This is a genomic window from Pseudomonas sp. B5(2017), from assembly GCF_002112825.1.
In the GTDB taxonomy this organism is placed as follows: domain Bacteria; phylum Pseudomonadota; class Gammaproteobacteria; order Pseudomonadales; family Pseudomonadaceae; genus Aquipseudomonas; species Aquipseudomonas putida_Z.
Genome location: NZ_NEIR01000011.1, coordinates 161060 through 183394 on the forward strand (window position 1 = coordinate 161060; position 22335 = coordinate 183394).

General features: G+C 64.1%; 16 protein-coding genes. 10 read left to right on the forward strand and 6 right to left on the reverse strand.

Annotated features, from left to right (window positions below):
• Positions 1-28: 28 nt before the first annotated feature.
• Positions 29-4894 (forward strand): NAD-glutamate dehydrogenase, encoded by a 4866-nt coding sequence (locus tag CAG00_RS18040; RefSeq protein WP_085664965.1) that lies wholly within the window; start codon positions 29-31, stop codon positions 4892-4894.
• Positions 4895-5056: 162 nt separating this feature from the next.
• Here the strand turns inward: CAG00_RS18040 and CAG00_RS18045 are convergent, their stop codons facing one another.
• Positions 5057-5875, reverse strand: coding sequence for a pyruvate, water dikinase regulatory protein (locus CAG00_RS18045; RefSeq protein WP_024086557.1), 819 nt, complete (start codon positions 5873-5875; stop codon positions 5057-5059).
• A 177-nt stretch (positions 5876-6052) separates the two neighbouring features.
• On the opposite strand from CAG00_RS18045, the gene ppsA reads away from it, so the two are divergent.
• From ppsA to CAG00_RS18085, 8 genes are all read left to right on the forward strand, one after another.
• Positions 6053-8428, forward strand: a complete 2376-nt coding sequence (ppsA, locus tag CAG00_RS18050; RefSeq protein ID WP_075044190.1) for a phosphoenolpyruvate synthase — start codon at positions 6053-6055, stop codon at positions 8426-8428.
• Positions 8429-8530: 102 nt separating this feature from the next.
• A complete protein-coding gene (locus CAG00_RS18055; RefSeq protein ID WP_238067464.1) occupies positions 8531-9523 on the forward strand; it encodes an alpha/beta fold hydrolase in 993 nt (330 codons plus the stop codon).
• A gap of 219 nt (positions 9524-9742) precedes the next feature.
• Positions 9743-10234: a ribonuclease E activity regulator RraA gene (rraA, locus tag CAG00_RS18060; protein WP_021785500.1), complete on the forward strand. Its 492-nt coding sequence runs from the start codon at positions 9743-9745 to the stop codon at positions 10232-10234.
• A 27-nt stretch (positions 10235-10261) separates the two neighbouring features.
• The gene (locus CAG00_RS18065; RefSeq protein ID WP_063913854.1) at positions 10262-11257 is read left to right on the forward strand and encodes a zinc transporter ZntB; all 996 of its coding nucleotides are present in this window, start codon (positions 10262-10264) and stop codon (positions 11255-11257) included.
• Positions 11258-11462: 205 nt separating this feature from the next.
• Positions 11463-11735 (forward strand): hypothetical protein, encoded by a 273-nt coding sequence (locus CAG00_RS18070; protein WP_004376140.1) that lies wholly within the window; start codon positions 11463-11465, stop codon positions 11733-11735.
• A 2-nt stretch (positions 11736-11737) separates the two neighbouring features.
• Complete coding sequence (locus CAG00_RS18075; RefSeq protein ID WP_004376138.1) at positions 11738-12562, forward strand: mechanosensitive ion channel domain-containing protein; 825 nt, start codon at positions 11738-11740, stop codon at positions 12560-12562.
• A gap of 112 nt (positions 12563-12674) precedes the next feature.
• Complete coding sequence (gene sigX / locus CAG00_RS18080) at positions 12675-13241, forward strand: RNA polymerase sigma factor SigX (protein WP_003248665.1); 567 nt, start codon at positions 12675-12677, stop codon at positions 13239-13241.
• A 111-nt stretch (positions 13242-13352) separates the two neighbouring features.
• Positions 13353-14390 carry an OmpA family protein gene (locus tag CAG00_RS18085; RefSeq protein WP_004376136.1) on the forward strand — a complete coding sequence of 346 codons (1038 nt, stop codon included), beginning with the start codon at positions 13353-13355 and terminating at the stop codon, positions 14388-14390.
• Positions 14391-14572: 182 nt separating this feature from the next.
• Here the strand turns inward: CAG00_RS18085 and cobA are convergent, their stop codons facing one another.
• The 5 genes from cobA to CAG00_RS18110 all read right to left on the reverse strand — a co-directional run bounded on the left by cobA (position 14573) and on the right by CAG00_RS18110 (position 20341).
• Positions 14573-15313 (reverse strand): uroporphyrinogen-III C-methyltransferase, encoded by a 741-nt coding sequence (gene cobA / locus CAG00_RS18090; RefSeq protein ID WP_085617183.1) that lies wholly within the window; start codon positions 15311-15313, stop codon positions 14573-14575.
• Between the two features lie 27 nt (positions 15314-15340).
• Complete coding sequence (locus CAG00_RS18095; RefSeq protein ID WP_085664967.1) at positions 15341-17011, reverse strand: bifunctional protein-serine/threonine kinase/phosphatase; 1671 nt, start codon at positions 17009-17011, stop codon at positions 15341-15343.
• Between the two features lie 9 nt (positions 17012-17020).
• Complete coding sequence (locus CAG00_RS18100; RefSeq protein WP_085664968.1) at positions 17021-18232, reverse strand: NarK/NasA family nitrate transporter; 1212 nt, start codon at positions 18230-18232, stop codon at positions 17021-17023.
• A gap of 306 nt (positions 18233-18538) precedes the next feature.
• A complete protein-coding gene (locus CAG00_RS18105) occupies positions 18539-19114 on the reverse strand; it encodes an ANTAR domain-containing response regulator (protein WP_025338289.1) in 576 nt (191 codons plus the stop codon).
• Between the two features lie 12 nt (positions 19115-19126).
• Positions 19127-20341, reverse strand: a complete 1215-nt coding sequence (locus CAG00_RS18110) for a CmpA/NrtA family ABC transporter substrate-binding protein (RefSeq protein ID WP_085664969.1) — start codon at positions 20339-20341, stop codon at positions 19127-19129.
• Positions 20342-21167: 826 nt separating this feature from the next.
• Here CAG00_RS18110 and CAG00_RS18115 point away from each other — a divergent pair.
• Complete coding sequence (locus tag CAG00_RS18115) at positions 21168-22190, forward strand: quinone-dependent dihydroorotate dehydrogenase (protein WP_063913861.1); 1023 nt, start codon at positions 21168-21170, stop codon at positions 22188-22190.
• The last annotated feature ends 145 nt before the right edge of the window (positions 22191-22335 follow it).

Genomic DNA, 22335 nt, shown 5'->3' on the forward strand with positions numbered 1-22335 from the left:
ATTACAAAGCCCAAGCGGAGTACCACAGATGGCGTTCTTCACCGCAGCCAGCAAAGCCGACTTCCAGCATCAACTGCAAGCGGCCCTGGCGCAGCACATCAGCGAACAGTCCCTGCCACAAGTCGCGCTGTTCGCCGAGCAGTTCTTCGGCATCATCTCTCTGGACGAACTCACCCAACGCAGGCTTTCCGACCTGGCCGGCTGCACCCTGTCAGCCTGGCGCATCATCGAGCGTTTCGACCCCGAATACCCGCAAGTACGGGTGTACAACCCCGATTACGAACGCAATGGCTGGCAATCGACCCACAGCGTGGTCGAAGTGCTGCACCACGACCTGCCGTTCCTGGTCGACTCGGTACGCACCGAGCTCAACCGCCGCGGCTACAGCATCCACACCCTGCAGACCACCGTGCTCAGCGTGCGCCGCGGCGCCAAGGGCGAGCTGCTTGAACTGCTGCCCAAGGGCACCCAGGGCGAGGGCGTACGCCATGAGTCGCTGATGTACCTGGAGATCGACCGTTGCGCCAACGCCGCCGAGCTGACGGTCCTGGCCCGCGAGATCGAGCAGGTGCTGGCCGAGGTGCGGGTGGTGGTTGCCGACTTCGAACCGATGAAGGCCAAGCTGCGTGAAGTGGTGGCGGAGGTGGAGCAGACCGCCTTTGGCCCGGCGCAGCACGAAAAGGGCGAGGTCAAGGCGTTCCTAGAGTGGCTGCTGGACAACCACTTCACCTTCCTGGGCTATGAAGAATTCACCGTAAAGGGCGACGCCGATGGCGGCCAGATGGTCTACGACGAGCACTCGTTCCTCGGCCTGCCGCGCCGCCTGCGCGTGGGCCTGACGAGCGACGAGCTGCGCATCGAAGACTATGCCGTGGCCTACCTCAACGAACCGTTGCTGCTGTCGTTCGCCAAGGCCGCGCTGCCAAGCCGCGTACACCGCCCGGCCTACCCGGACTACGTGTCGATCCGCCAGCTGGACGCCGATGGCAAGGTGATCAAGGAACACCGCTTCATGGGCCTGTACACCTCGTCGGTGTACGGTGAAAGCGTGCATGCCATCCCTTATATCCGCCAGAAGGTCACCGAAGTCGAGCGCCGCTCGGGCTTCGATCCCAAGGCCCACCTGGGCAAGGAACTGGCCCAGGTGCTGGAAGTGCTGCCGCGCGACGACCTGTTCCAGACCCCGGTCGACGAGCTGTTCAGCACCGTCATGTCGATCGTGCAGATCCAGGAACGCAACAAGATCCGCGTGTTCCTGCGCAAGGACCCGTACGGCCGCTTCTGCTACTGCCTGGCCTATGTACCGCGGGAAATCTACTCCACCGAAGTGCGGCAGAAGATCCAGCAGGTGCTGATGGAGCGCCTGAAGGCCAGCGACTGCGAGTTCTGGACCTTCTTCTCCGAATCGGTGCTGGCCCGTGTGCAGCTGATTCTGCGGGTAGACCCGAAAAACCGCATCGACATCGACCCGCAGCAGCTGGAACGCGAAGTGATCCAGGCCTGCCGCTCGTGGCATGACGACTACTCGGCGCTGGTGATCGAGAACTTCGGCGAAGCCCAGGGCACCAACATCCTCGCCGACTTCCCCAAAGGTTTCCCGGCCGGCTACCGCGAGCGCTTCGCCGCGCACTCGGCGGTGGTCGACCTGCAGCACGTGCTGAACCTGTCGGAAAGCAAGCCGCTGGCGATGAGCTTCTACCAGCCGCTGACCCAGGTCGGCGAGCGCACCCTGCACTGCAAGCTGTACCACGCCGACACGCCGCTGGCGCTGTCCGACGTGCTGCCGATCCTGGAGAACCTTGGCCTGCGCGTGCTCGGCGAGTTCCCGTACCGCCTGCGCCATGCCAGTGGCCGCGGCTACTGGATCCACGACTTCGCCTTCACCTACAGCGAAGGCCTGAGCCTGGACATCCAGCAGCTCAACGACACCCTGCAGGATGCCTTCATCCACATCGTCCGCGGCGATGCCGAGAACGACGCCTTCAACCGCCTGGTGCTGACCGCCGGCCTGCCATGGCGCGACGTGGCGCTGCTGCGCGCCTACGCCCGTTACCTGAAGCAGATTCGCCTGGGCTTCGACCTGGGCTACATCGCCAGCACCCTGAACAACCACACCGACATCGCCCGCGAGCTGACCCGGTTGTTCAAGACCCGCTTCTACCTGGCGCGCAAGCTCACCCAGGAAGACCTGGATGACAAGCAACTGCGCCTGGAACAAGCCATCCTTACCGCGCTGGACGACGTGCAGGTGCTCAACGAAGACCGCATCCTGCGTCGCTACCTGGACCTGATCAAGGCCACCCTGCGCACCAACTTCTACCAGCCGGACGCCAACGGCCACAACAAGTCGTACTTCAGCTTCAAGTTCAACCCCAAGCTGATCCCCGAACTGCCTAAACCAGTGCCCAAGTTCGAGATCTTCGTCTACTCGCCACGGGTCGAGGGCGTGCACCTGCGCTTTGGCAACGTCGCCCGCGGCGGCCTGCGCTGGTCCGACCGCGAGGAAGACTTCCGCACCGAGGTGCTGGGCCTGGTGAAAGCCCAGCAGGTGAAGAACTCGGTCATCGTGCCGGTCGGTGCCAAGGGCGGCTTCCTGCCGCGCCGCCTGCCGCTGGGCGGCAGCCGTGACGAGATCGCCGCCGAAGGCGTGGCGTGCTACCGCATCTTCATTTCCGGCCTGCTCGACATCACCGACAACCTCAAGGACGGTGGCGTGGTACCGCCGGCCAACGTGGTGCGCCATGACGATGACGACCCGTACCTGGTGGTGGCGGCCGACAAGGGCACCGCGACCTTCTCGGACATCGCCAACGGCATCGCCATCGACTACGGCTTCTGGCTGGGCGACGCCTTCGCCTCGGGCGGCTCGGCCGGTTACGACCACAAGAAGATGGGTATTACCGCGCGCGGCGCCTGGGTGGGCGTGCAGCGCCACTTCCGCGAGCGCGGCATCAATGTGCAGGAAGACCCGATCACCGTCATTGGCGTCGGCGACATGGCCGGCGACGTGTTCGGCAACGGCCTGCTGATGTCCGACAAGCTGCAACTGGTGGCGGCGTTCAACCACCTGCACATCTTCATCGACCCGAACCCGGAGCCAGCCGCAAGCTTTGCCGAACGCAAGCGCCTGTTCGACCTGCCGCGCTCGGCCTGGAGCGACTACGACACCAGCATCATGTCCGAAGGCGGCGGGATCTTCCCGCGCAGTGCCAAGAGCATCGCCATCAGCCCGCAAATGAAAGAGCGCTTCGCCATCGAAGCCGACCGCCTGACCCCGACCGAGCTGCTCAATGCGCTGCTCAAGGCACCGGTAGACCTGCTGTGGAACGGTGGCATCGGTACCTACGTCAAGGCCAGCACCGAGAGCCACGCCGACGTCGGTGACAAGGCCAACGACGCGCTGCGGGTCAATGGCAACGAACTGCGCTGCAAGGTGGTGGGCGAGGGCGGCAACCTGGGCATGACCCAGCTTGGCCGGGTCGAGTTCGGCCTGCATGGCGGCGCCACCAACACCGACTTCATCGACAACGCCGGCGGCGTGGACTGCTCCGACCACGAGGTCAACATCAAGATCCTGCTCAACGAAGTGGTGCAGGGTGGCGACATGACCGAGAAGCAGCGCAACCAGTTGCTGGGCAGCATGACCGACGAAGTGGCCGGCCTGGTGCTGGGCAACAACTACAAGCAGACCCAGGCGTTGTCGCTGGCGGCCCGCCGCGCCCGCGAGCGGATTGCCGAGTACAAACGCCTGATGGCCGACCTGGAGGCCCGAGGCAAGCTGGATCGCGCCATCGAGTTCCTGCCGTCCGAAGAGCAGTTGGCCGAGCGCCTGGCCGCCGGCCAGGGCCTGACCCGCGCCGAGCTTTCGGTGCTGATCTCGTACAGCAAGATCGACCTCAAGGAACAGCTGCTCAAGTCGCTGGTGCCGGACGACGACTACCTGACCCGCGACATGGAAACCGCCTTCCCGCCGTCGCTGGTCAGCAAATTTGCCGAATCCATGCGCCGCCACCGCCTGAAGCGCGAAATCGTCAGCACCCAGATCGCCAACGACCTGGTCAACAACATGGGCATCACCTTCGTCCAGCGCCTGAAGGAGTCGACCGGCATGAGCCCGGCCAACGTGGCCGGGGCGTATGTGATCGTGCGCGACATCTTCCATCTGCCGCACTGGTTCCGCCAGATCGAGGCACTGGACTACCAGGTGCCGGCGGAGATTCAGCTGACCCTGATGGACGAGCTGATGCGCCTGGGCCGCCGTGCCACCCGCTGGTTCCTGCGCAGCCGCCGCAATGAGCAGGACGCCGGGCGCGACACCGCGCACTTCGGGCCGAAGATCGCGCAACTGGGGCTCAAGCTCGACGAGTTGCTCGAGGGCCCGACCCGCGAGCGCTGGATGGTGCGCTACCAGGGCTTCGTCGAGGCTGGTGTGCCGGAGTTGCTGGCGCGCATGGTGGCTGGCACTACCCACCTGTACACCCTGTTGCCGATCATCGAGGCTTCGGACGTTACCGGCCATGACCCGGCGCAGGTGGCCAAGGCGTTCTTCGCCGTGGGCAGCGCGCTGGACCTGACCTGGTACCTGCAGGAAATCAGCAACCTGCCGGTGGAGAACAACTGGCAGGCGCTGGCCCGCGAGGCGTTCCGCGACGACATCGACCTGCAGCAGCGGGCGATCACCATCTCGGTACTGCAGATGGCCGATGCACCGGAAGACATGGACGCCCGCGTGGCGCTGTGGGCCGAGCAGCACCGGGTGATGGTGGAGCGCTGGCGCGCCATGCTGGATGACCTGCGCAATGCCACCGGTACCGACTATGCGATGTACGCGGTAGCCAACCGCGAGCTGGTCGACCTGGCCATGAGCGGGCAGGCGGCGGTGGTGCCGTCCTGAGCCATGAGCTGAAATGAAAAGCCCCGGCAGTGATGCCGGGGCTTTTTTATTCCTGTGCTGGCCCTTTCGCGGGTGAACCCGCTCCCACAGGGATATCACAAGACTTGAGTGCAGTTAGGTCCCTGTGGGAGCGGGTTTACCCGCGAAGAGGCCGGTACAGGCTTACTTGAACCTGCGCTCCACCCCTTTCTCCACCAGAATCTTCGCCGAAATCTCCTCCACCGAAAAATGCGTGGAATTGATGTTGGGAATGTTCTCCCGGCGGAACAGGTTTTCCACCTCGCGCACTTCGAACTCGCACTGGGCAAAGCTGGAATAGCGGCTGTTGGGCTTGCGCTCGTGGCGGATGGCGGTGAGGCGGTCGGGGTCGATGGTCAGGCCGAACAGCTTGTTGTGGTGCTTTTTCAGCACCGCCGGCAGCTGCAGGCGCTCCATGTCGTCCTCGGTCAGCGGGTAGTTGGCGGCGCGGATGCCGAATTGCATGGCCATGTACAGGCAGGTGGGGGTCTTGCCGCAGCGCGATACGCCTACCAGGATCAGGTCGGCCTTGTCGTAGTAGTGGGTGCGCGCGCCATCGTCGTTGTCCAGGGCGAAATTCACCGCCTCGATACGTTCCATGTAGTTGGAATTGCCGCCGATCGAGTGCGACTTGCCGACGGAATACGACGAATGGGCAGTCAATTCTTGTTCAAGCGGGGACAAAAACGAAGAAAAGATGTCGATCATGAAGCCATTCGAAGTAGCCAGGATCTCACGGATGTCCTGATTGACGATGGTGTCGAAGATGATCGGGCGTACACCATCGCGCTCGGCTGCGGCGTTGATCTGCTGGACCATGGTCCGCGCCTTTTCCGGCGAATCGATGTAGGGACGGGTGAATTTATTGAACGGAATGCTCTCGAATTGAGCGAGCAGACTCTGGCCCAGGGTTTCGGCAGTGATGCCGGTGCCGTCGGAGATGAAGAACGCGGTTCGTTTCATTTGCGATCTGGGCCTTAAGCTGATGACGTTTCTTGGATATGATAAGTTCGGTTTGCCGAATGCGGCTGTCGGCATTCTCACTTATTTTCCAGGTACAGGCCACAAGCGTCCGGCCAAGTCAACGAAGGCAGGCGGGCGCCCTTGAGCTTTTCCAATACAGTTAGTGGAGAGATCACCTTGGTAGAGTACGTAGTTTCCCTCGATAAGCTCGGCGTCCATGATGTGGAGCATGTGGGGGGCAAGAACGCATCCCTGGGCGAGATGATCAGCAACCTCGCAGGTGCTGGTGTATCGGTGCCGGGCGGCTTTGCCACTACGGCGCAGGCGTACCGCGATTTTCTCGAACAGAGTGGTCTCAACGACCGTATCCACGCCGCGCTCGACGCACTCGACGTGGATGACATCAACGCCCTGACCAAGACCGGCGCGCAGATTCGCCAGTGGGTCATGGAAGCCGACTTCCCGGCCCGCCTGGATTCGGAAATCCGTACGGCCTTCGCCGAAATGGCTGCCGGCAACGACAACATGGCAGTTGCCGTGCGCTCCTCGGCCACCGCCGAAGACCTGCCGGACGCCTCGTTCGCCGGTCAGCAGGAAACCTTCCTCAACATCCGCGGCGTCGACAACGTGATCCGCGCGGCCAAGGAAGTGTTCGCCTCGCTGTTCAACGACCGTGCCATCGCCTACCGCGTGCACCAGGGCTTCGACCACAAGCTGGTAGCCCTGTCCGCCGGCGTGCAGCGCATGGTCCGCTCCGAAACCGGCACCGCCGGCGTCATGTTCACCCTCGACACCGAGTCGGGCTTCCGCGACGTGGTATTCATCACCGGCGCCTACGGCCTGGGCGAAACCGTGGTGCAGGGTGCGGTCAACCCTGACGAATTCTACGTGCACAAACAAACCCTGGAGGCCGGCCGCCCAGCCATCCTGCGCCGCAACCTGGGCAGCAAGGCGATCAAGATGGTCTACGGCGAAGAAGCCAAGGCCGGCCGTTCGGTCAAGACCGTCGAAGTGGACCGCGCCGAGCGCGCGCGCTTCTGCCTGACCGATGCCGAGGTCAGCGAACTGGCCAAGCAGGCCATGATCATCGAGAAGCACTACCAGCGCCCGATGGATATCGAATGGGCCAAGGACGGTGACGACGGCAAGCTGTACATCGTCCAGGCGCGCCCCGAGACGGTGAAGAGCCGCTCCAGCGCCAACGTCATGGAACGCTACCTGCTGAAAGAGAAGGGCACCGTACTGGTCGAAGGCCGCGCCATTGGCCAGCGCATCGGCGCCGGCAAGGTCCGCGTGATCAACGACGTATCGGAAATGGACAAGGTCCAGCCGGGCGACGTGCTGGTCTCCGACATGACCGACCCGGACTGGGAACCGGTGATGAAGCGCGCCAGCGCCATCGTCACCAACCGTGGTGGGCGTACCTGCCACGCGGCGATCATCGCCCGTGAGTTGGGCATTCCGGCTGTGGTCGGTTGCGGCAACGCCACCCAGGTGCTGAAAGATGGCCAGGGTGTGACCGTATCCTGTGCCGAAGGCGATACCGGCTTCATCTTCGAGGGCGAGCTGGGCTTCGACGTCAAGCAGAACTCGGTCGACGCCATGCCCGACCTGCCGTTCAAGATCATGATGAACGTCGGCAACCCGGACCGTGCGTTCGATTTCGCCCAGCTGCCCAACGCCGGTGTCGGCCTGGCGCGCCTGGAGTTCATCATCAACCGCATGATCGGCGTGCACCCCAAGGCACTGCTGAACTACGCAGGCCTGCCGGCCGACCTGAAGGACAGCGTCGACAAGCGCATCGCTGGCTACAACGACCCGGTAGGCTTCTATGTCGAGAAGCTGGTCGAAGGCATCAGCACCCTGGCTGCGGCCTTCTACCCGAAAAAGGTCATCGTGCGCCTGTCGGACTTCAAGTCCAACGAGTACGCCAACCTGATCGGCGGCAAGCTGTACGAGCCGGAAGAAGAAAACCCGATGCTGGGCTTCCGTGGCGCTTCGCGCTACATCAGCGAATCGTTCCGTGACTGCTTCGAGCTCGAGTGCCGTGCGCTCAAGCGCGTGCGCAACGAGATGGGCCTGACCAACGTCGAGATCATGGTGCCGTTCGTACGCACCCTGGGTGAAGCCAGCCAGGTCGTCGACCTGCTTGCCGAAAACGGCCTGGCCCGCGGCGAAAACGGCCTGCGCGTGATCATGATGTGCGAACTGCCGTCCAACGCCATCCTCGCCGAAGAGTTCCTGGAATACTTCGACGGCTTCTCGATCGGCTCCAACGACCTGACCCAGTTGACCCTGGGCCTGGACCGTGACTCCGGCATCATCGCCCACCTGTTCGACGAGCGTAACCCTGCGGTGAAGAAGCTGCTGGCCAACGCCATTGCCGCGTGCAACAAGGCTGGCAAGTACATCGGCATCTGCGGCCAGGGCCCGTCGGACCACCCGGACCTGGCCAAGTGGCTGATGGAACAGGGCATCGACAGCGTGTCGCTGAACCCGGACTCGGTACTCGAAACCTGGTTCTACCTGGCCGAAGGGCAGGGCGCGGTCTGATGCAGTAAAACGCGGGGGTACGTCTGGCGTACCCCCGCCTGGTTTTTTCCAGGGCGAGCTCCAGCAATGGATCCCGCCCTTTTTTGTGCACCAAGCAACCTTATGCAAAGCAGCAGCACTCTATTCCCCGTGGCCCTGCTCAGTGCCGAGCGCCGCGGCGACCTCAGCGAAGACGTGTACCGGATCAAGGCCGGCAACAGCCCTGACCCCAGCGTCGAGCTGGCTGTCACCCGCCTGGGGCTGGCCGATCAGGGCCAGGCCCAGGGCGTGCCGGTCATTCTCCTGCATGGCAGCTTCTCCAACCGCCGCTTCTGGTACTCGCCCAAAGGGGTTGGCCTGGGGGCCTATCTCGCCCGCGCCGGCTTCGATGTGTGGATCCCGGAAATGCGCGGCCACGGCCTGTCGCCACGTAACCATGACTGGAAGCACAACAGCGTCGCCGCCTATGCCCGCGATGACCTGCCGCTGATTGCCGCGTTCGTGCGCGAGCAATCGGGCCAGGCGCCGCACTGGGTCGGCCATTCCCTGGGTGGTACGACCCTGGCGGCAGCGCTGGGCGGTGGCTTTCTGCCTGCCGATCAGGTGGCCAGCGTGGCGTTGTTCGGTACCCAGATCAGCCGCGTGTACTGGCCGTTGAAGGTGCCGCCGCTGGCCTGGGGGGCGAAGCTGCTGCTCAAGCGCTGGGGGCAGATTTCCGGGCCGCGTTTCAAGCGTGGGCCGGAGGATGAGCCGATCGGCCTGGCCCTGGAGAGCATGCGCTGGCATGGCCTGTTCGGGCGCTTTGGCGACAGGCAGAGCGACTGGTGGGCGGGGCTGGCCGAGGTGGATGTGCCGCTGCTGGCGGTGGCGGGTGCGGGGGACTTCCAGGACCCGGTGTGGGCCTGCCGCAAGCTGTTCGAGCAATTGGGCGGTGAGCGCAAGCAGTTTTTGCGGCTGGGGCTCGAGGAAGGCTTCGAGGCTTTCGGGCATGTCGACATGCTGGTGAGCAAGGCCGCGCAGGTGCAGGTGTGGCCGCTGGTGGAGCGTTGGCTGCGGGATCCGCTGGTGCCGGTGCATGAATCCACGGTGGTGGCGGAGCCTGTGCCCGTCGGTTGAATGGGTTGCGCCTGTGCTGGCCTCTTCGCGGGTAAACCCGCTCCCACAGGAATTCCACAGGGCTCGAGTGCAGTGAGGACCCTGTGGGAGCGGGTTTACCCGCGAAGAGGCCGGTACAGGCAAAACACAACTGACTGCTTGGTCCCGGATGACTGCAATGGGCTCTACGGTGTAGCCTTGGCCGATACCCGCTTTCGTTGTGACTGACAGGAGCTTCCCATGCAGCATTACGTTACGCCCGACCTGTGTGATGCCTACCCGGACCTGGTGCAGGTGCTGGAACCGATGTTCAGCAATTTCGGCGGCCGCGATTCGTTCGGCGGCCAGATCGTCACCATCAAGTGCTTCGAAGACAACTCGCTGGTCAAGGAGCAGGTCGAGCTCGATGGCAAGGGCAAGGTCCTGGTCGTCGATGGTGGTGGCTCGCTGCGCCGTGCACTGCTCGGCGACATGCTCGCCGAGAAGGCTGCCAAGAACGGTTGGGAAGGCCTGGTGATCTACGGCTGCGTGCGTGACGTCGACGTGCTGATCCAGACCGACGTCGGCGTGCAGGCCCTGGCCAGCCACCCGATGAAGACCGACAAGCGCGGCATCGGCGACCTCAACGTGGCAGTGACCTTCGCCGGGGTGACCTTCCGCCCGGGCGAGTACGTGTATGCCGACAACAATGGCGTGCTGGTCTCGCCAAGCCCGCTGAAAATGCCGGAGTGATGCGCCGCCCGCGCTGATGGAGCTTTGATGTTCGAGGAAGACAACGCGCAGTGGGGGCTGGTACACGCCCTGGTGCTCGATGGCAAAGGCGGCGCGCGCTCGATTGCCCGTACCGAGCTGGACGACCTGCAGCTGCAACCCGAGCAGAGCCTGTGGCTGCACTGGGACCGCAGCCATCCGCAAACCCGCACCTGGCTGCTGCACGACAGCGGCCTGAGCGCATTCGCCTGCGAGCTGCTGCTGGAAGAAAATACCCGGCCGCGCCTGCTGCCCATGGCCGATGAACAGTTGTTGCTGTTCCTGCGTGGGGTCAACCTCAACCCGGGTGCAGAGCCTGAAGACATGGTCTCGGTGCGCATCTTCGCCGAGGCGCAGCGGGTCATCTCGCTGCGCCTGCGGCCGTTGCGCGCCAGTGACGAGATTCTCCAGCAGCTCGAAGAGGGCAGGGGCCCGAAATCGGCTTCCGAGCTGTTGCTGCTGATGGGCGAACTGCTGACCGAAAAGGTCCAGGGCCTGGTCAGCGACCTGTCCGAACTGGTCGACCTGGAAGAAGAAAAGGTCGAATCCGACGAACGGTACACTCCAGAGAATGGCTGCCTGCAGCAGATTCGCCGGCGTGCCGCCGGCCTGCGGCGTTTCCTGGCTCCGCAGCGGGAGATCTACGCCCAGCTGTCGCGTAGCAAATGGAGCTGGTTCGTCGATGCCGACGCCGATTACTGGAACGAGCTGAACAACAGCCTGATCCGCTACCTCGAAGAGCTGGAACTGACCCGCGAGCGGGCCGCCCTGGTGCTGGAAAGCCAGGATCGCCGGCGCAGCGAGCGCATGAACCGCACCATGTACCGCTTCGGCATCATCACCTGCATCTTCCTGCCCATGAGCTTCATCACCGGGCTGCTGGGCATCAATGTCGGCGGCATCCCGGGGGCGGAAAACCCCTATGGCTTCCTGTTTGCCTGCATCGTCGTGCTGGGGCTGGCGGTGGGGCAGTGGTGGCTGTTCCGGCGGTTGCGGTGGGTATAGATGCTCATTGACTTGCTCTGGCCTCTTCGCGGGCACGCCCGCTCCCACAGGGACACCACAGCCTTCAGGTTCTGTGGAATCCCTGTGGGAGCGGGCGTGCCCGCGAAGAAGCCGACGCGCATTCATTTTGAAACACTCGTCCCAATGCGATGTGTGACCCATCGACCGGCCATCTCGTCTCTGACTGACACTGCGCGAGGTGCCCATGCACGATCCGTTTGAAGAATCCCTGCGCGACCTGCTCAAGGCGTCACCCTCCGGCAATGACCGGGACGACCGGGACGACGCCGCTTGCCTGGGTCGCGTGCTGAAAACCGCCAACCGCCAGGTTGGCGCGGGCGATCTGTTCAGCCTGCTTGGCCGCTGGAGCCAGGCGCTGCTGATCGCCGTGAACAATGGCGCGGCGCATGTTGCGCCGGTGCGTCGACACTCTTCCCGCAACGCTGCCAACGGCAGCAAAGCAGATAAGGCCGATTGAATATGGAACTCGATCTCTGGACCCAGAGCCTGGTCACCGCCATGACTGCCCTTTGGACCAAGGTAGCGAACTTCATCCCCAACCTGTTCGGCGCGCTGGTCGTGGTGCTGCTCGGTTTCGTGGTGGCCAAGCTGCTCGACACGCTGCTGTCCAAACTGCTGGCCAAGTTCGGCCTGGACCGCCTGATGGCCGGCACCGGCCTGACCAAGATGCTCGGCCGGGTCGGCATCCAGGTACCCATCTCCACCCTGATCGGCAAGATCGTCTACTGGTTCGTGCTGCTCATCTTCCTGGTCTCGGCCGCCGAGTCGCTGGGCCTGGAGCGGGTCTCGGCAACCCTCGACATGCTTGCCCTGTACCTGCCGAAGGTGTTCGGCGCAGCCCTGGTGCTGCTGGCCGGCGTGCTGCTGGCCCAGGTGGCAAACGGCCTGGTACGCGGCGCAGCTGAAGGCATCGGCCTGGAATACTCGGCAGGCCTGGGGCGTATCACCCAGGGCCTGGTGATTATCATCAGCATCTCGGTGGCCATCAGCCAGCTGGAGGTGAAAACCGACCTGCTGAACCATGTGATCGTGATCGGGCTGATTACCGTTGGTCTGGCCGTTGCGTTGGCAATGGGCCTGGGCAGCCGCGAAATCGCCGGGCAGATCCTGGCTGGCATCTACGTGCGCGAGCTGTACCAGGTGGGCCAGCAGGTGCGGATTGGCGAGGTCGAAGGGCATATCGAGGAGATCGGTACGGTCAAGACGACGCTGCTGACCGATGATGGCGAACTGGTATCGCTGTCCAATCGCGAGCTGCTTGAACAGCGAGTCAATAGCCGCTAACCGCACAAAGCTGTTAATGTATGCCGCCGCGAAAATCGACCCACGGGGTCGCGCGGCGACATTGACCTGACTGTCGGCCAGATCCGTTTTGAATAAAGTTCATTCGCCGCCCATGCGTTATGACCCCCGCGAGCTCACCGACGAAGAGTTGGTGGCGCGTTCGCATGAGGAGCTGTACCACGTTACCCGCGCCTATGAAGAGCTCATGCGGCGCTACCAACGGACCCTGTTCAACGTCTGTGCGCGTTATCTGGGGAACGACCGTGACGCGGACGATGTCTGTCAGGAAGTCATGTTGAAAGTGCTGTACGGGCTGAAGAACTTCGAGGGTAAGTCCAAGTTCAAGACCTGGCTCTACAGCATCACCTACAACGAATGCATTACCCAGTACCGCAAGGAGCGCCGTAAACGTCGGTTGATGGACGCCTTGAGTCTGGACCCTGTTGAAGAGGCGTCCGAAGACAAGGCTCCAAAGCCGGAAGAAAAAGGCGGGCTGGACAAGTGGCTGGTGCATGTGAACCCGATTGACCGGGAAATCCTGGTGCTGCGTTTTGTCGCAGAGCTGGAATTTCAGGAAATTGCCGACATCATGCACATGGGCCTGAGCGCGACAAAAATGCGCTACAAGCGCGCGCTAGACAAGCTTCGGGAGAAATTTGCCGGCCTCGATGAAACTTAGTGGCGTGCAAATATCTCTAACGAACCGGCGAGTTCTGCTAGACTTGCCGTCGAGTTGTCCCCCTTGTTTGTGGTGGGACTGCTTAACTATCACCAGATGGGGATTTAACGGATGAAATTGAAAAACACCTTGGGCTTGGCCATTGGCTCGCTCGTCGCTGCTACTTCGTTCGGCGTTCTGGCTCAAGGCCAAGGCGCTGTGGAAATCGAAGGCAACGTTACCAAGCAGTACTACGACAGCGAACGTAACTTCAAGAACGACGGCACCAATCCTGGTGTTCGCCTGGGCTACTTCCTGACCGACGACGTTTCCCTGGACCTCGGCTACAACGAGACCCACAACGCTCGTGGTGAAGTCTTCAACAAAGACATCAAAGGTTCCAAGGCCAAGCTCGACGCTACCTACCACTTCGGTACCGTGGGCGACGCTCTGCGTCCGTACGTTTCCGCCGGTTTCGCTCACGAGAGCCTGGGCCAGGCCACTCGTAGCGGCCGCGACCACTCCACCTTCGCCAACGTTGGCGCTGGCGCCAAGTGGTACATCACCGACATGTTCTTCGCCCGTGCTGGCGTAGAAGCCATGTACAACATCGACAACGGCAACACCGAGTGGGGCCCGACCGTTGGTGTTGGTCTGAACTTCGGCGGTAGCCCGAAGCAAGCTGAAGTCGCTCCGGCTCCAGTTGCCGAAGTGTGCTCCGACTCCGACAACGACGGCGTTTGCGACAACGTCGACAAGTGCCCAGACACCCCAGCCAACGTTACCGTTGACGCTGATGGCTGCCCGGCTGTTGCCGAAGTCGTTCGCGTTGAGCTGGACGTCAAGTTCGACTTCGACAAGTCGGTCGTCAAGCCAAACAGCTACGGCGACATCAAGAACCTGGCTGACTTCATGAAGCAGTACCCACAGACCACCACCACCGTGGAAGGTCACACTGACTCCGTCGGCCCAGACGCTTACAACCAGAAGCTGTCCGAGCGTCGTGCCAACGCTGTCAAGCAGGTCCTGACCCAGCAGTACGGCGTGGAATCCAGCCGTGTTGACTCGGTTGGCTACGGCGAAACCCGTCCGGTTGCCGACAACGCCACCGAAGAAGGCCGCGCTGTCAACCGTCGCGTTGAAGCTCAGGTAGAAGCCCAGGCCAAGTAATTGGTTTGAAGCTTCATGAAAAACCCGGCCTCGGCCGGGTTTTTCTTTGCCTGGGATTTGTGTGGTGTGTGCCGGCCCTTTCGCGGGTAAACCCGCTCCCACAGGTTCGCCGCACCCTTCAGGTCATGCACAATCCCTGTGGGAGCGGGTTTACCCGCGAAAGGGCCGGCGCAGGCAGCGCATCATCCAGCAATTGCCACCAATTCCTGAACCACCTGTTCCCCAACCACCTCCCCGATCACCAAAATCGCCGGGCTACGCAAGCCAAACCCCCGCGCATCCTCGGCCATCCCCCGCACATCGCTCCTGCACTCCCGCTGCTGCGGCAACGAGGCATTTTCGATCATCGCCACCGGCGTCGCCGGTGCCATGCCCCCGTCCAGCAGCCCTTGGCGCACCTGCTCCAGCCTGGCCACGCCCATGTACACCACCAGCGTCGTCCCGCCCTGGGCCAAGGCCGCCCAGTTCAGTTCGCTGTCGTCCTGGGTATGTGCCGTGACCAGCGTCACGCCCCGGCTCACACCCCGTGAGGTCAGGGAAATCCCGCATTGCGTGGCGCCAGCCAGGCCGGCGGTGATGCCGTTGACCACTTCCACCTCGATGCCATGCCCCTGCAGCCACAGCGCCTCTTCACCACCACGGCCGAAGATGCACGGGTCGCCGCCCTTGAGCCGGACCACGCAGCGTCCTTGCCGCGCATGGCGCAGCATCAGGCGCTGGATGAATGCCTGCGGCGTGGAGCGGCAGCCGCCGCGCTTGCCCACGGCAATCACCCGGGCCTGCGGGCAATGCTCCAGCACCGCCGGGTTGACCAGGTCGTCGATCATCACCACAGCGGCTTGCTGCAATGCGCGTACAGCCTTGAGGGTGAGCAGTTCGGGGTCGCCAGGACCAGCACCAACCAGCCAGACTTTCGCATTCATCAGGGTTTCCTCATCGGCAAGGTGCGTTCAGCCCTTGAGCAGGGTGAGCAGCAATATCAGGTTGAACAGCAAGGACAGCAGGGCCAGGGTGCGCCAGACCTTCATCGGTTCGCGCTCCAGCAACGGCCGTGGCCGGCTGGGCAGTTCCTGGTGGTCGCCACGCTCGAGCAGCAGCAACCAGTGTTCGGCGGTTTCGAAGCGCTGCGCCGGGTCCGCTGCCAGTGCCTGGTGCAGGTTGTGCTGCAGCCATTCCGGCAGGTCGGGGCGGTAGCGCGCGGCGTTGACCGGCTGGCCGAAGCGCGGGCGCTGGAAAGCCTCCACTTCGCCGTAGGGGTAATGCCCGGTCAGCAGGTGATACAGCGTCACGCCCACGGCATACAGGTCCTGGCGTGGGCTGGGCGGCTGGCCGTCGAACGCTTCCGGGGCAATGTATGACGGCGTGCCCGGCAACTCGTGCAGCGGGTCTTCGGACAGCCCCGGGCAGTAGGCCAGGCCGAAGTCCAGCAGGCGCAGCTGGCCATCGCTGCCCAGGTGCAGGTTCTCTGGCTTGATGTCGCGGTGCAGCAGGTTGCGCCGGTGCAGTACGCCGACCGCTTGCAGCAGCTGCCGGGCCAGCTCCAGCCACTGCGGCATGGGTAGCGGGCCGTGCTCGGCCAGCAGCGCTGCCAGGCTCTGGCCGGGGTATTCGCGCATCACGTAGTACAGGTGCTGGCGCTGGCTGGCGGTGTGCAGTTCGGGGAAGTGCCGGCCAGCGACCCGGCGCAGAAACCATTCTTCCAGCAACAGCCCTTGCGCCGCGCCGGGCTCCTGCTCGCGTGCGGCGGGCAGGGTCTTCAGCAGCCAGGCTTGGCCCTGGGCATCGCGCACCCGGTACAGCAGCGACTGGCGGCTTTGCGAAAGCAGCTTTTCGGCTTGCCAGCCATCGATTACCTGGCCTTCACGCAGCGGGCCGGGCACTGGCCATTGCTGCAGTTGCGCCAAGGTGTCGCCCAGGTTGGCCGTGCCCAGTTGCTCGACCTGCACCAGCAAGGCACTGGCGTTGTCCTGGCTGCCGTTCAGGTGCGCGCTGGCGACCAGGGTGTCGACGGCCAGTTGCAGGTCGGGTTGCTCGCGCAGCACCGCCTGGATGTGCTGGTCGCCCAGGCTGGCCCATACGCCATCGCTCAACAGCAGGAAGCTCTCGCCCGGCTGCAGCTCACCTTCCAGATAATCCACCAGCAGGTGCTGGTCCAGGCCCAGCGCGCGTTTCAGCACATGCTGCATGCCTGGCTGGTCCCATACATGGTCTTCGCTCAGGCATTGCAGGCGCCCAGCGTGCCAGCGGTACACGCGGCAGTCACCCACGTGGGCCAGGGTAAAGCGCCGGCCACGCAGCACCAGCGCGCTGAGGGTGGTCAGCAGTGGCTGGCCACTGCCTTGGGCGCGCAGCCAGCGGTTCTGTGCCAGCAGCAGGCGGTCGAGGGCCTGGGCCACGCTCCAGGTCGCGGGGGTGGCGTAGTAGTCCAGGGCCAGCGCCTGCAGGCTGGCACGGGCTGCCAGGCCGCCATCGGCACATTGGCTGACGCCGTCGGCGAGGGCGAACAGGTAGCCTTTGCTGGCGGCCAGCTCCGGCGCCGGGGTAACCAGGCGCAGGGCGTCCTGGTTTTCCTCGCGCGGCCCGGTGGCGCTGGCCTGGGCAAAGTTCAGTTGCAGGCTCATGGCTGTGCCTCAGACCCGCGCCGCGGTAACCGCAGCCGAGCCCCAGGTGGTGCGCCAGCGCTGTTTCACGCCGTGCAGGCCGAACCAGGCCAGCAAGCCCAGGCTGGCGAACAGCCACAGCCCCAGCTGGTAGTCACCGGTGTGCTGCTTGATGGTGCCAAGCCCTGCGGCCAGCAGGAAGCCTCCGATGCCGCCGGCCATGCCGATCAGCCCGGTCATCACGCCGATCTCCTGACGGAAGCGTTGCGGTACCAGCTGGAACACCGCGCCATTGCCGGCCCCCAGGCCGAGCATGGCGCTGACGAACAGGGCCAGTGCGGCGGCGGCGCTAGGCAGGTTGAAGCCGACTGCAGCGATGCAGATGGCCGCCACGCTGTACATGCCCAGCAGGGTGCGAATGCCGCCGAAGCGGTCGGCCAGAGCGCCGCCGAGCGGGCGCATCAGGCTGCCGGCGAACACGCAGGCAGCGGTGTAGTAGCCAGCGGTGACCGGGCTCAGGCCATACTGATCGCTGAAATAGCCGGGCAGGGCGCTGGCCAGGCCGATGAAGCCGCCGAAGGTGACGCTGTAGAAGAACATGAACCACCAGCTGTCACGGTCACCCAGGGCCTTGAGGTAGTCGGCCATGGCTTTTGGCTTGGGCCGCTGCGGAGCATTGCGTGCCAGCAGGGCGAACACCAACAGGGCCAGCGACAGCGGGACCAGCGCGAAGCCGAACACATTGTTCCAGCCAAAGCCCGCAGCCAGCGCCGGGGCCAGCAGGGCGGCGAACACCGTGCCGGAGTTGCCGGCACCGGCAATGCCCATGGCTTTGCCTTGGTGCTGTGGCGGGTACCACTGCGAGGCCAGCGGCAGTGACACGGCGAACGAGGCACCGGCAAAGCCGAGGAACACGCCCAGCAGCAGTGCTTGTTCATAGCTGTGCACGCCCAGGTGCCAGGCAGCGGCGAGGGCGACGATGACCACCACCTGGCCGATCAGCCCTGCGGTCTTTGGCGACAGGCGGTCGACCAGCACGCCCATGGCAAAGCGCAGGATCGCCCCGGCCAGGATCGGCGTGGCCACCATCAGGCCCCGTTGTTGTGCACTCAGCTGCAGATCGGCGGCAATCTGCACCGCCAGTGGGCCAAGCAGGTACCAGACCATGAAGCTGAGGTCGAAGTACAGGAACGCGGCGAACAGCGTGGGCACATGCCCGGATTTCCAGAAGCTGGTACTCATCGAACACCTCACTCGGCAATGCAACGGAACGAAAAAGACGCCGCTACCCGCTCCACGTGGGTGGAGGGGAGAGCGACGTCTTTGTCGGGATCAAGTGGGCAACCGCCGTTGGCTACCGGTGATATTTGTTCAGCAAGAGATGGGCCAACTCTGAGAAGTTGCAGTCCCCTTGTAGGAGCGGCCTTGTGTCGCGATGGGCTGCGCAGCAGCCCCAGGATCTCAGCTTCGCGACAGAGATTGCCGGGGCTGCTGCGCAGCCCATCGCGACACAAGGCCGCTCCTACAGGGACCGCGTGAAGCAGGTTGCTAGCCCAGCATCTCGTGCATGGCAATGATCTGCTCGGCCACCTGAATCAGCTTCTGCTGCCGGCTCATGGCCTGGCGGCGCATCAGGGTGTAAGCCTGTTCTTCGTTGCAGTCCTTCATCTTCATCAGCAAACCCTTGGCCTGCTCGATGCGCTTGCGCTCGGCCAGTTGCTGGTCGCGCGCAAGCAGCTGCGCCTTCAGCGCCTGGTCGCTTTCGAAGCGGGCCATGGCCACGTCCAGGATCGGTTGCAGCCGCGCGGCATGAATGCCTTCGACGATGTAGGCGCTGACCCCTGCCTGGATCGCCTGGCGCATCACCCCAGGGTCGTGCTCGTCGGTGAACAGCACGATTGGCCGCGGCTGGTCACGACTGACCAGGACCACCTGTTCCATCACATCGCGGTCCGGTGAGTCGGTATCGATCAGCACCACGTCCGGGCGCACCGTTTCGACGCAGGCGGGCAGGTCGATGGTCAGGTCCGGGGCTTCGATGACCTCGAAGCCGGCCTCGCTCAAGGCCGCCTTGAGGCGGCCGAGTTTGCTCTGGGTGTCGTCGATCAGCAGGATGCGCAACATGAATGGTCCCCCTCACGCGCCGACACGGGCATCAGGCAGGTCGCCCAGTGCATGCAGGCTGAAACTGCGGGCATAACCGTAGGGGTCACTGCCGTCCCAGCGGCTGCCATCGATCAGCAGGCTGCTGCGCATCGGCTGCTCGGGGCAGGCCACGCCGAGGCTTTGTGCCGCCTCGCCATACAGTGCCAGCTGCTGGACCTGGCGGGCCACGCCGAGGTAGTCGGGGTCGTCGCGCAGCAGGCCCCAGCGGCGGAACTGGGTCATGAACCACATGCCGTCGGACAGGTACGGCAGGTTGGCCCGGCCATGATCGTGCAGGCGCAGGGCGTGCGGGTCTTGCCAGTGGTTGCCCAGGCCGTCGTGGTAGCTGCCGAGCAGGCGTGGTTCGATACTTGCCAGCGGGGTGGCCAGGTAGGCGCTGCCGCTGAGCAGTTGCGCAGTGCTGCGGCGGTTCTCCGGGCTTTGCTCGATGAAGCGGCTGGCAGCGAGGACCGCCTTGATCAGCGCGCGGGCGCTGTTGGGGTATTGCTCGGCAAAGGCGCGGGCGCAGGCCAGGACCTTTTCCGGGTGGTCCGGCCAGATCGACTGGCTGGTGGCCAGGGTGAAGCCCTGGCCCGTGGCTACGGCATCGGCAGCCCAGGGTTCGCCCACGCAGAAGCCGTCGATGCGCCCGGCCTGGATATGCGCGGCCATCTGCGCTGGTGGTACCACCACGCTGTCGACGTCGCGCAATGGGTGGATGCCCTGGCTGGCCAGCCAGTAATACAGCCACATGGCGTGGGTGCCGGTGGGGAAGGTCTGGGCGAAGGTGAGGCGTGCGCCATGCTGGTGCACCAGGCGCGCCAATGCTTCAGGGTTGGTCACGCCTTTGCGCTGCAGGGCCGGGGACAGGTTTATGGCCTGGGCGTTCTGGTTCAGCCCCATGAGCACGGCCATGGCGCTGGCCGGTACACCGCCGATGCCCAGGTGCACGGCGTACACCAGGCCATACAGGCAGTGCGCGGCATCCAGCTCGCCGCTGACCAGCTTGTCGCGCAGCCCGGCCCAGGAGCCCTGGCGCTTGAGGTTTAGGGTAAGGCCGTGCTGCTGGGCGAAGCCCTGGGTGGCGGCGACTACCACCGAGGCGCAGTCGGTCAGGGCCATGTAGCCGATGTTCAGGCTGGGCTTTTCCGGCGCGTCGCTGCCGTTGACCCAGGCCAGGGGCGTTGCTCGGGGTACAGTGTTCACAAGGTTCCTCGCCCGTACTGATAAGGCTGTGGGCTTTTCCGGTGCAACCGATGTGCCATCTGGCAGCCTCCCTGTGGAGCAACTGCCTTGTGCCGCCTGCATTGGCCTCATCGCCGGCAAGCCAGCTCCCACAGATACAGCACAGGTTTCAGCCCTTGTGTTGCCCCTGTGCGAGCATCCCTGTGGCGCAATTGCCTTGTGCCGCCTGCATTGGCCTCATCGCCGGCAAGCCAGCTCCCACAGATACAGCACAGGTTTCAGCCCTTGTTGTTGTACCTGTGGGAGCATCTCTGTGGCGCAACTGCCTTGTGCCGCCTGCATTGGCCTCATCGCCGGCAAGCCAGCTCCCACAGATACAGCACAGGTTTCAGCCCTTGTGTTGTACCTGTGGGAGCATCCCTGTGGAGCAACTGCCTTGTGCCGCCTGCATTGGCCTCATCGCCGGCAAGCCAGCTCCCACAGATACAGCACAGGTTTCAGCCCTTGTGTTGTACCTGTGGGAGCATCTCTGTGGCGCAACTGCCTTGTGCCGCCTGCATTGGCCTCATCGCCGGCAAGCCAGCTCCCACAGATACAGCACAGGTTTCAGCCCTTGTGTTGTACCTGTGGGAGCATCCCTGTGGAGCAACTGCCTTGTGCCGCCTGCATTGGCCTCATCGCCGGCAAGCCAGCTCCCACAGATACAGCACAGGTTTCAGCCCTTGTGTTGTTCCTGTGGGAGCTGGCTTGCCGGCGATGGGCTGCGCAGCAGCCCCACGATTTGCTGTCATGCCGGCCTCGCGCTGGCTATAATCGCCCCCTCATTCACCCCGAGCCTTGCCCGCCCATGTATACCCTGGCCCGCCAGCTGCTGTTCAAGCTTTCCCCGGAAACCTCCCACGACCTGTCCCTGGACCTGATCGGCGCCGGTGGCCGTCTTGGCCTCAACGGCATGCTGTGCAAGCAGCCGGCGGCTTTGCCGGTTACGGTCATGGGCTTGAACTTCGCCAACCCGGTGGGCCTGGCGGCCGGCCTGGACAAGAACGGCGCGGCCATCGACGGTTTCGCCCAGCTGGGCTTCGGCTTCGTCGAAATCGGCACCGTCACCCCGCGCCCGCAGCCAGGCAACCCCAAGCCGCGTCTGTTCCGCCTGCCGGAGGCAACGGCCATCATCAACCGCATGGGCTTCAACAACCTGGGCGTTGATCACCTGCTCGGCCGGGTGCGGGCTGCGCGTTACAACGGCGTGCTGGGCATCAACATCGGCAAGAATTTCGACACCCCGGTGGAGCGTGCCGTCGATGACTACCTGATCTGCCTGGACAAGGTGTACACCGACGCCAGTTACATCACGGTCAACGTCAGTTCGCCAAACACCCCGGGCCTGCGCAGCCTGCAGTTCGGCGATTCGCTCAAGCAGCTGCTCGATGCCCTGGCCGAGCGCCGCGAGCAACTGGCCGGCACGCATGGCAAGCGCGTACCTCTGGCAATCAAGATTGCCCCGGACATGAGCGACGAAGAAACCGCCCTGGTGGCCGCCGCGCTGATGGAGTCGGGCATGGATGCGGTGATCGCCACCAACACCACGCTGGGCCGTGAAGGTGTCGAAGGGTTGCCGTACGGTGGCGAGGCGGGCGGCCTGTCGGGCGCGCCGGTGCTTGAGAAGAGCACCCATATCGTCAAGGTGCTGGCGGGCGAGCTGGGCGGCAAGCTGCCGATCATTGCCGCTGGCGGCATTACCGAAGGCCGCCATGCCGCCGAGAAGATCGCTGCCGGGGCGAGCCTGGTGCAGATCTACTCCGGCTTCATTTACAAGGGGCCTGCGCTGATTCGCGAGGCGGTCGATGCCATTGCAGCAATGCCGCGGTGACCTGACCGGCCCATTCGCAAACACTTGTTCGGTTTCTGTGGGAGCGGGCGAGCCCGCGAAGAAGCCAGCGCGGATGTGGATTCGAAGTCATAAAAAAGGGCCCCATCAAGGGGCCCCTGGGCCTTCGCCCGCCGCCCGGATAGGG

Bases quoted from the DNA above. Each gene is read 5' to 3' on its own strand.
- CAG00_RS18065 (WP_063913854.1), top strand. From the start codon at position 10,262: ATGTTCGAGGAAGACAACGCGCAGTGGGGGCTGGTACACGCCCTGGTG.
- CAG00_RS18055 (WP_238067464.1), top strand. From the start codon at position 8,531: ATGCAAAGCAGCAGCACTCTATTCCCCGTGGCCCTGCTCAGTGCCGAG.
- CAG00_RS18070 (WP_004376140.1), top strand. From the start codon at position 11,463: ATGCACGATCCGTTTGAAGAATCCCTGCGCGACCTGCTCAAGGCGTCA.
- CAG00_RS18085 (WP_004376136.1), top strand. From the start codon at position 13,353: ATGAAATTGAAAAACACCTTGGGCTTGGCCATTGGCTCGCTCGTCGCT.
- CAG00_RS18075 (WP_004376138.1), top strand. From the start codon at position 11,738: ATGGAACTCGATCTCTGGACCCAGAGCCTGGTCACCGCCATGACTGCC.
- sigX (WP_003248665.1), top strand. From the start codon at position 12,675: ATGCGTTATGACCCCCGCGAGCTCACCGACGAAGAGTTGGTGGCGCGT.
- CAG00_RS18115 (WP_063913861.1), top strand. From the start codon at position 21,168: ATGTATACCCTGGCCCGCCAGCTGCTGTTCAAGCTTTCCCCGGAAACC.
- CAG00_RS18045 (WP_024086557.1), bottom strand. From the start codon at position 5,875: ATGAAACGAACCGCGTTCTTCATCTCCGACGGCACCGGCATCACTGCC.
- rraA (WP_021785500.1), top strand. From the start codon at position 9,743: ATGCAGCATTACGTTACGCCCGACCTGTGTGATGCCTACCCGGACCTG.
- CAG00_RS18105 (WP_025338289.1), bottom strand. From the start codon at position 19,114: ATGTTGCGCATCCTGCTGATCGACGACACCCAGAGCAAACTCGGCCGC.
- CAG00_RS18040 (WP_085664965.1), top strand. From the start codon at position 29: ATGGCGTTCTTCACCGCAGCCAGCAAAGCCGACTTCCAGCATCAACTG.
- CAG00_RS18100 (WP_085664968.1), bottom strand. From the start codon at position 18,232: ATGAGTACCAGCTTCTGGAAATCCGGGCATGTGCCCACGCTGTTCGCC.
- cobA (WP_085617183.1), bottom strand. From the start codon at position 15,313: ATGAATGCGAAAGTCTGGCTGGTTGGTGCTGGTCCTGGCGACCCCGAA.
- CAG00_RS18095 (WP_085664967.1), bottom strand. From the start codon at position 17,011: ATGAGCCTGCAACTGAACTTTGCCCAGGCCAGCGCCACCGGGCCGCGC.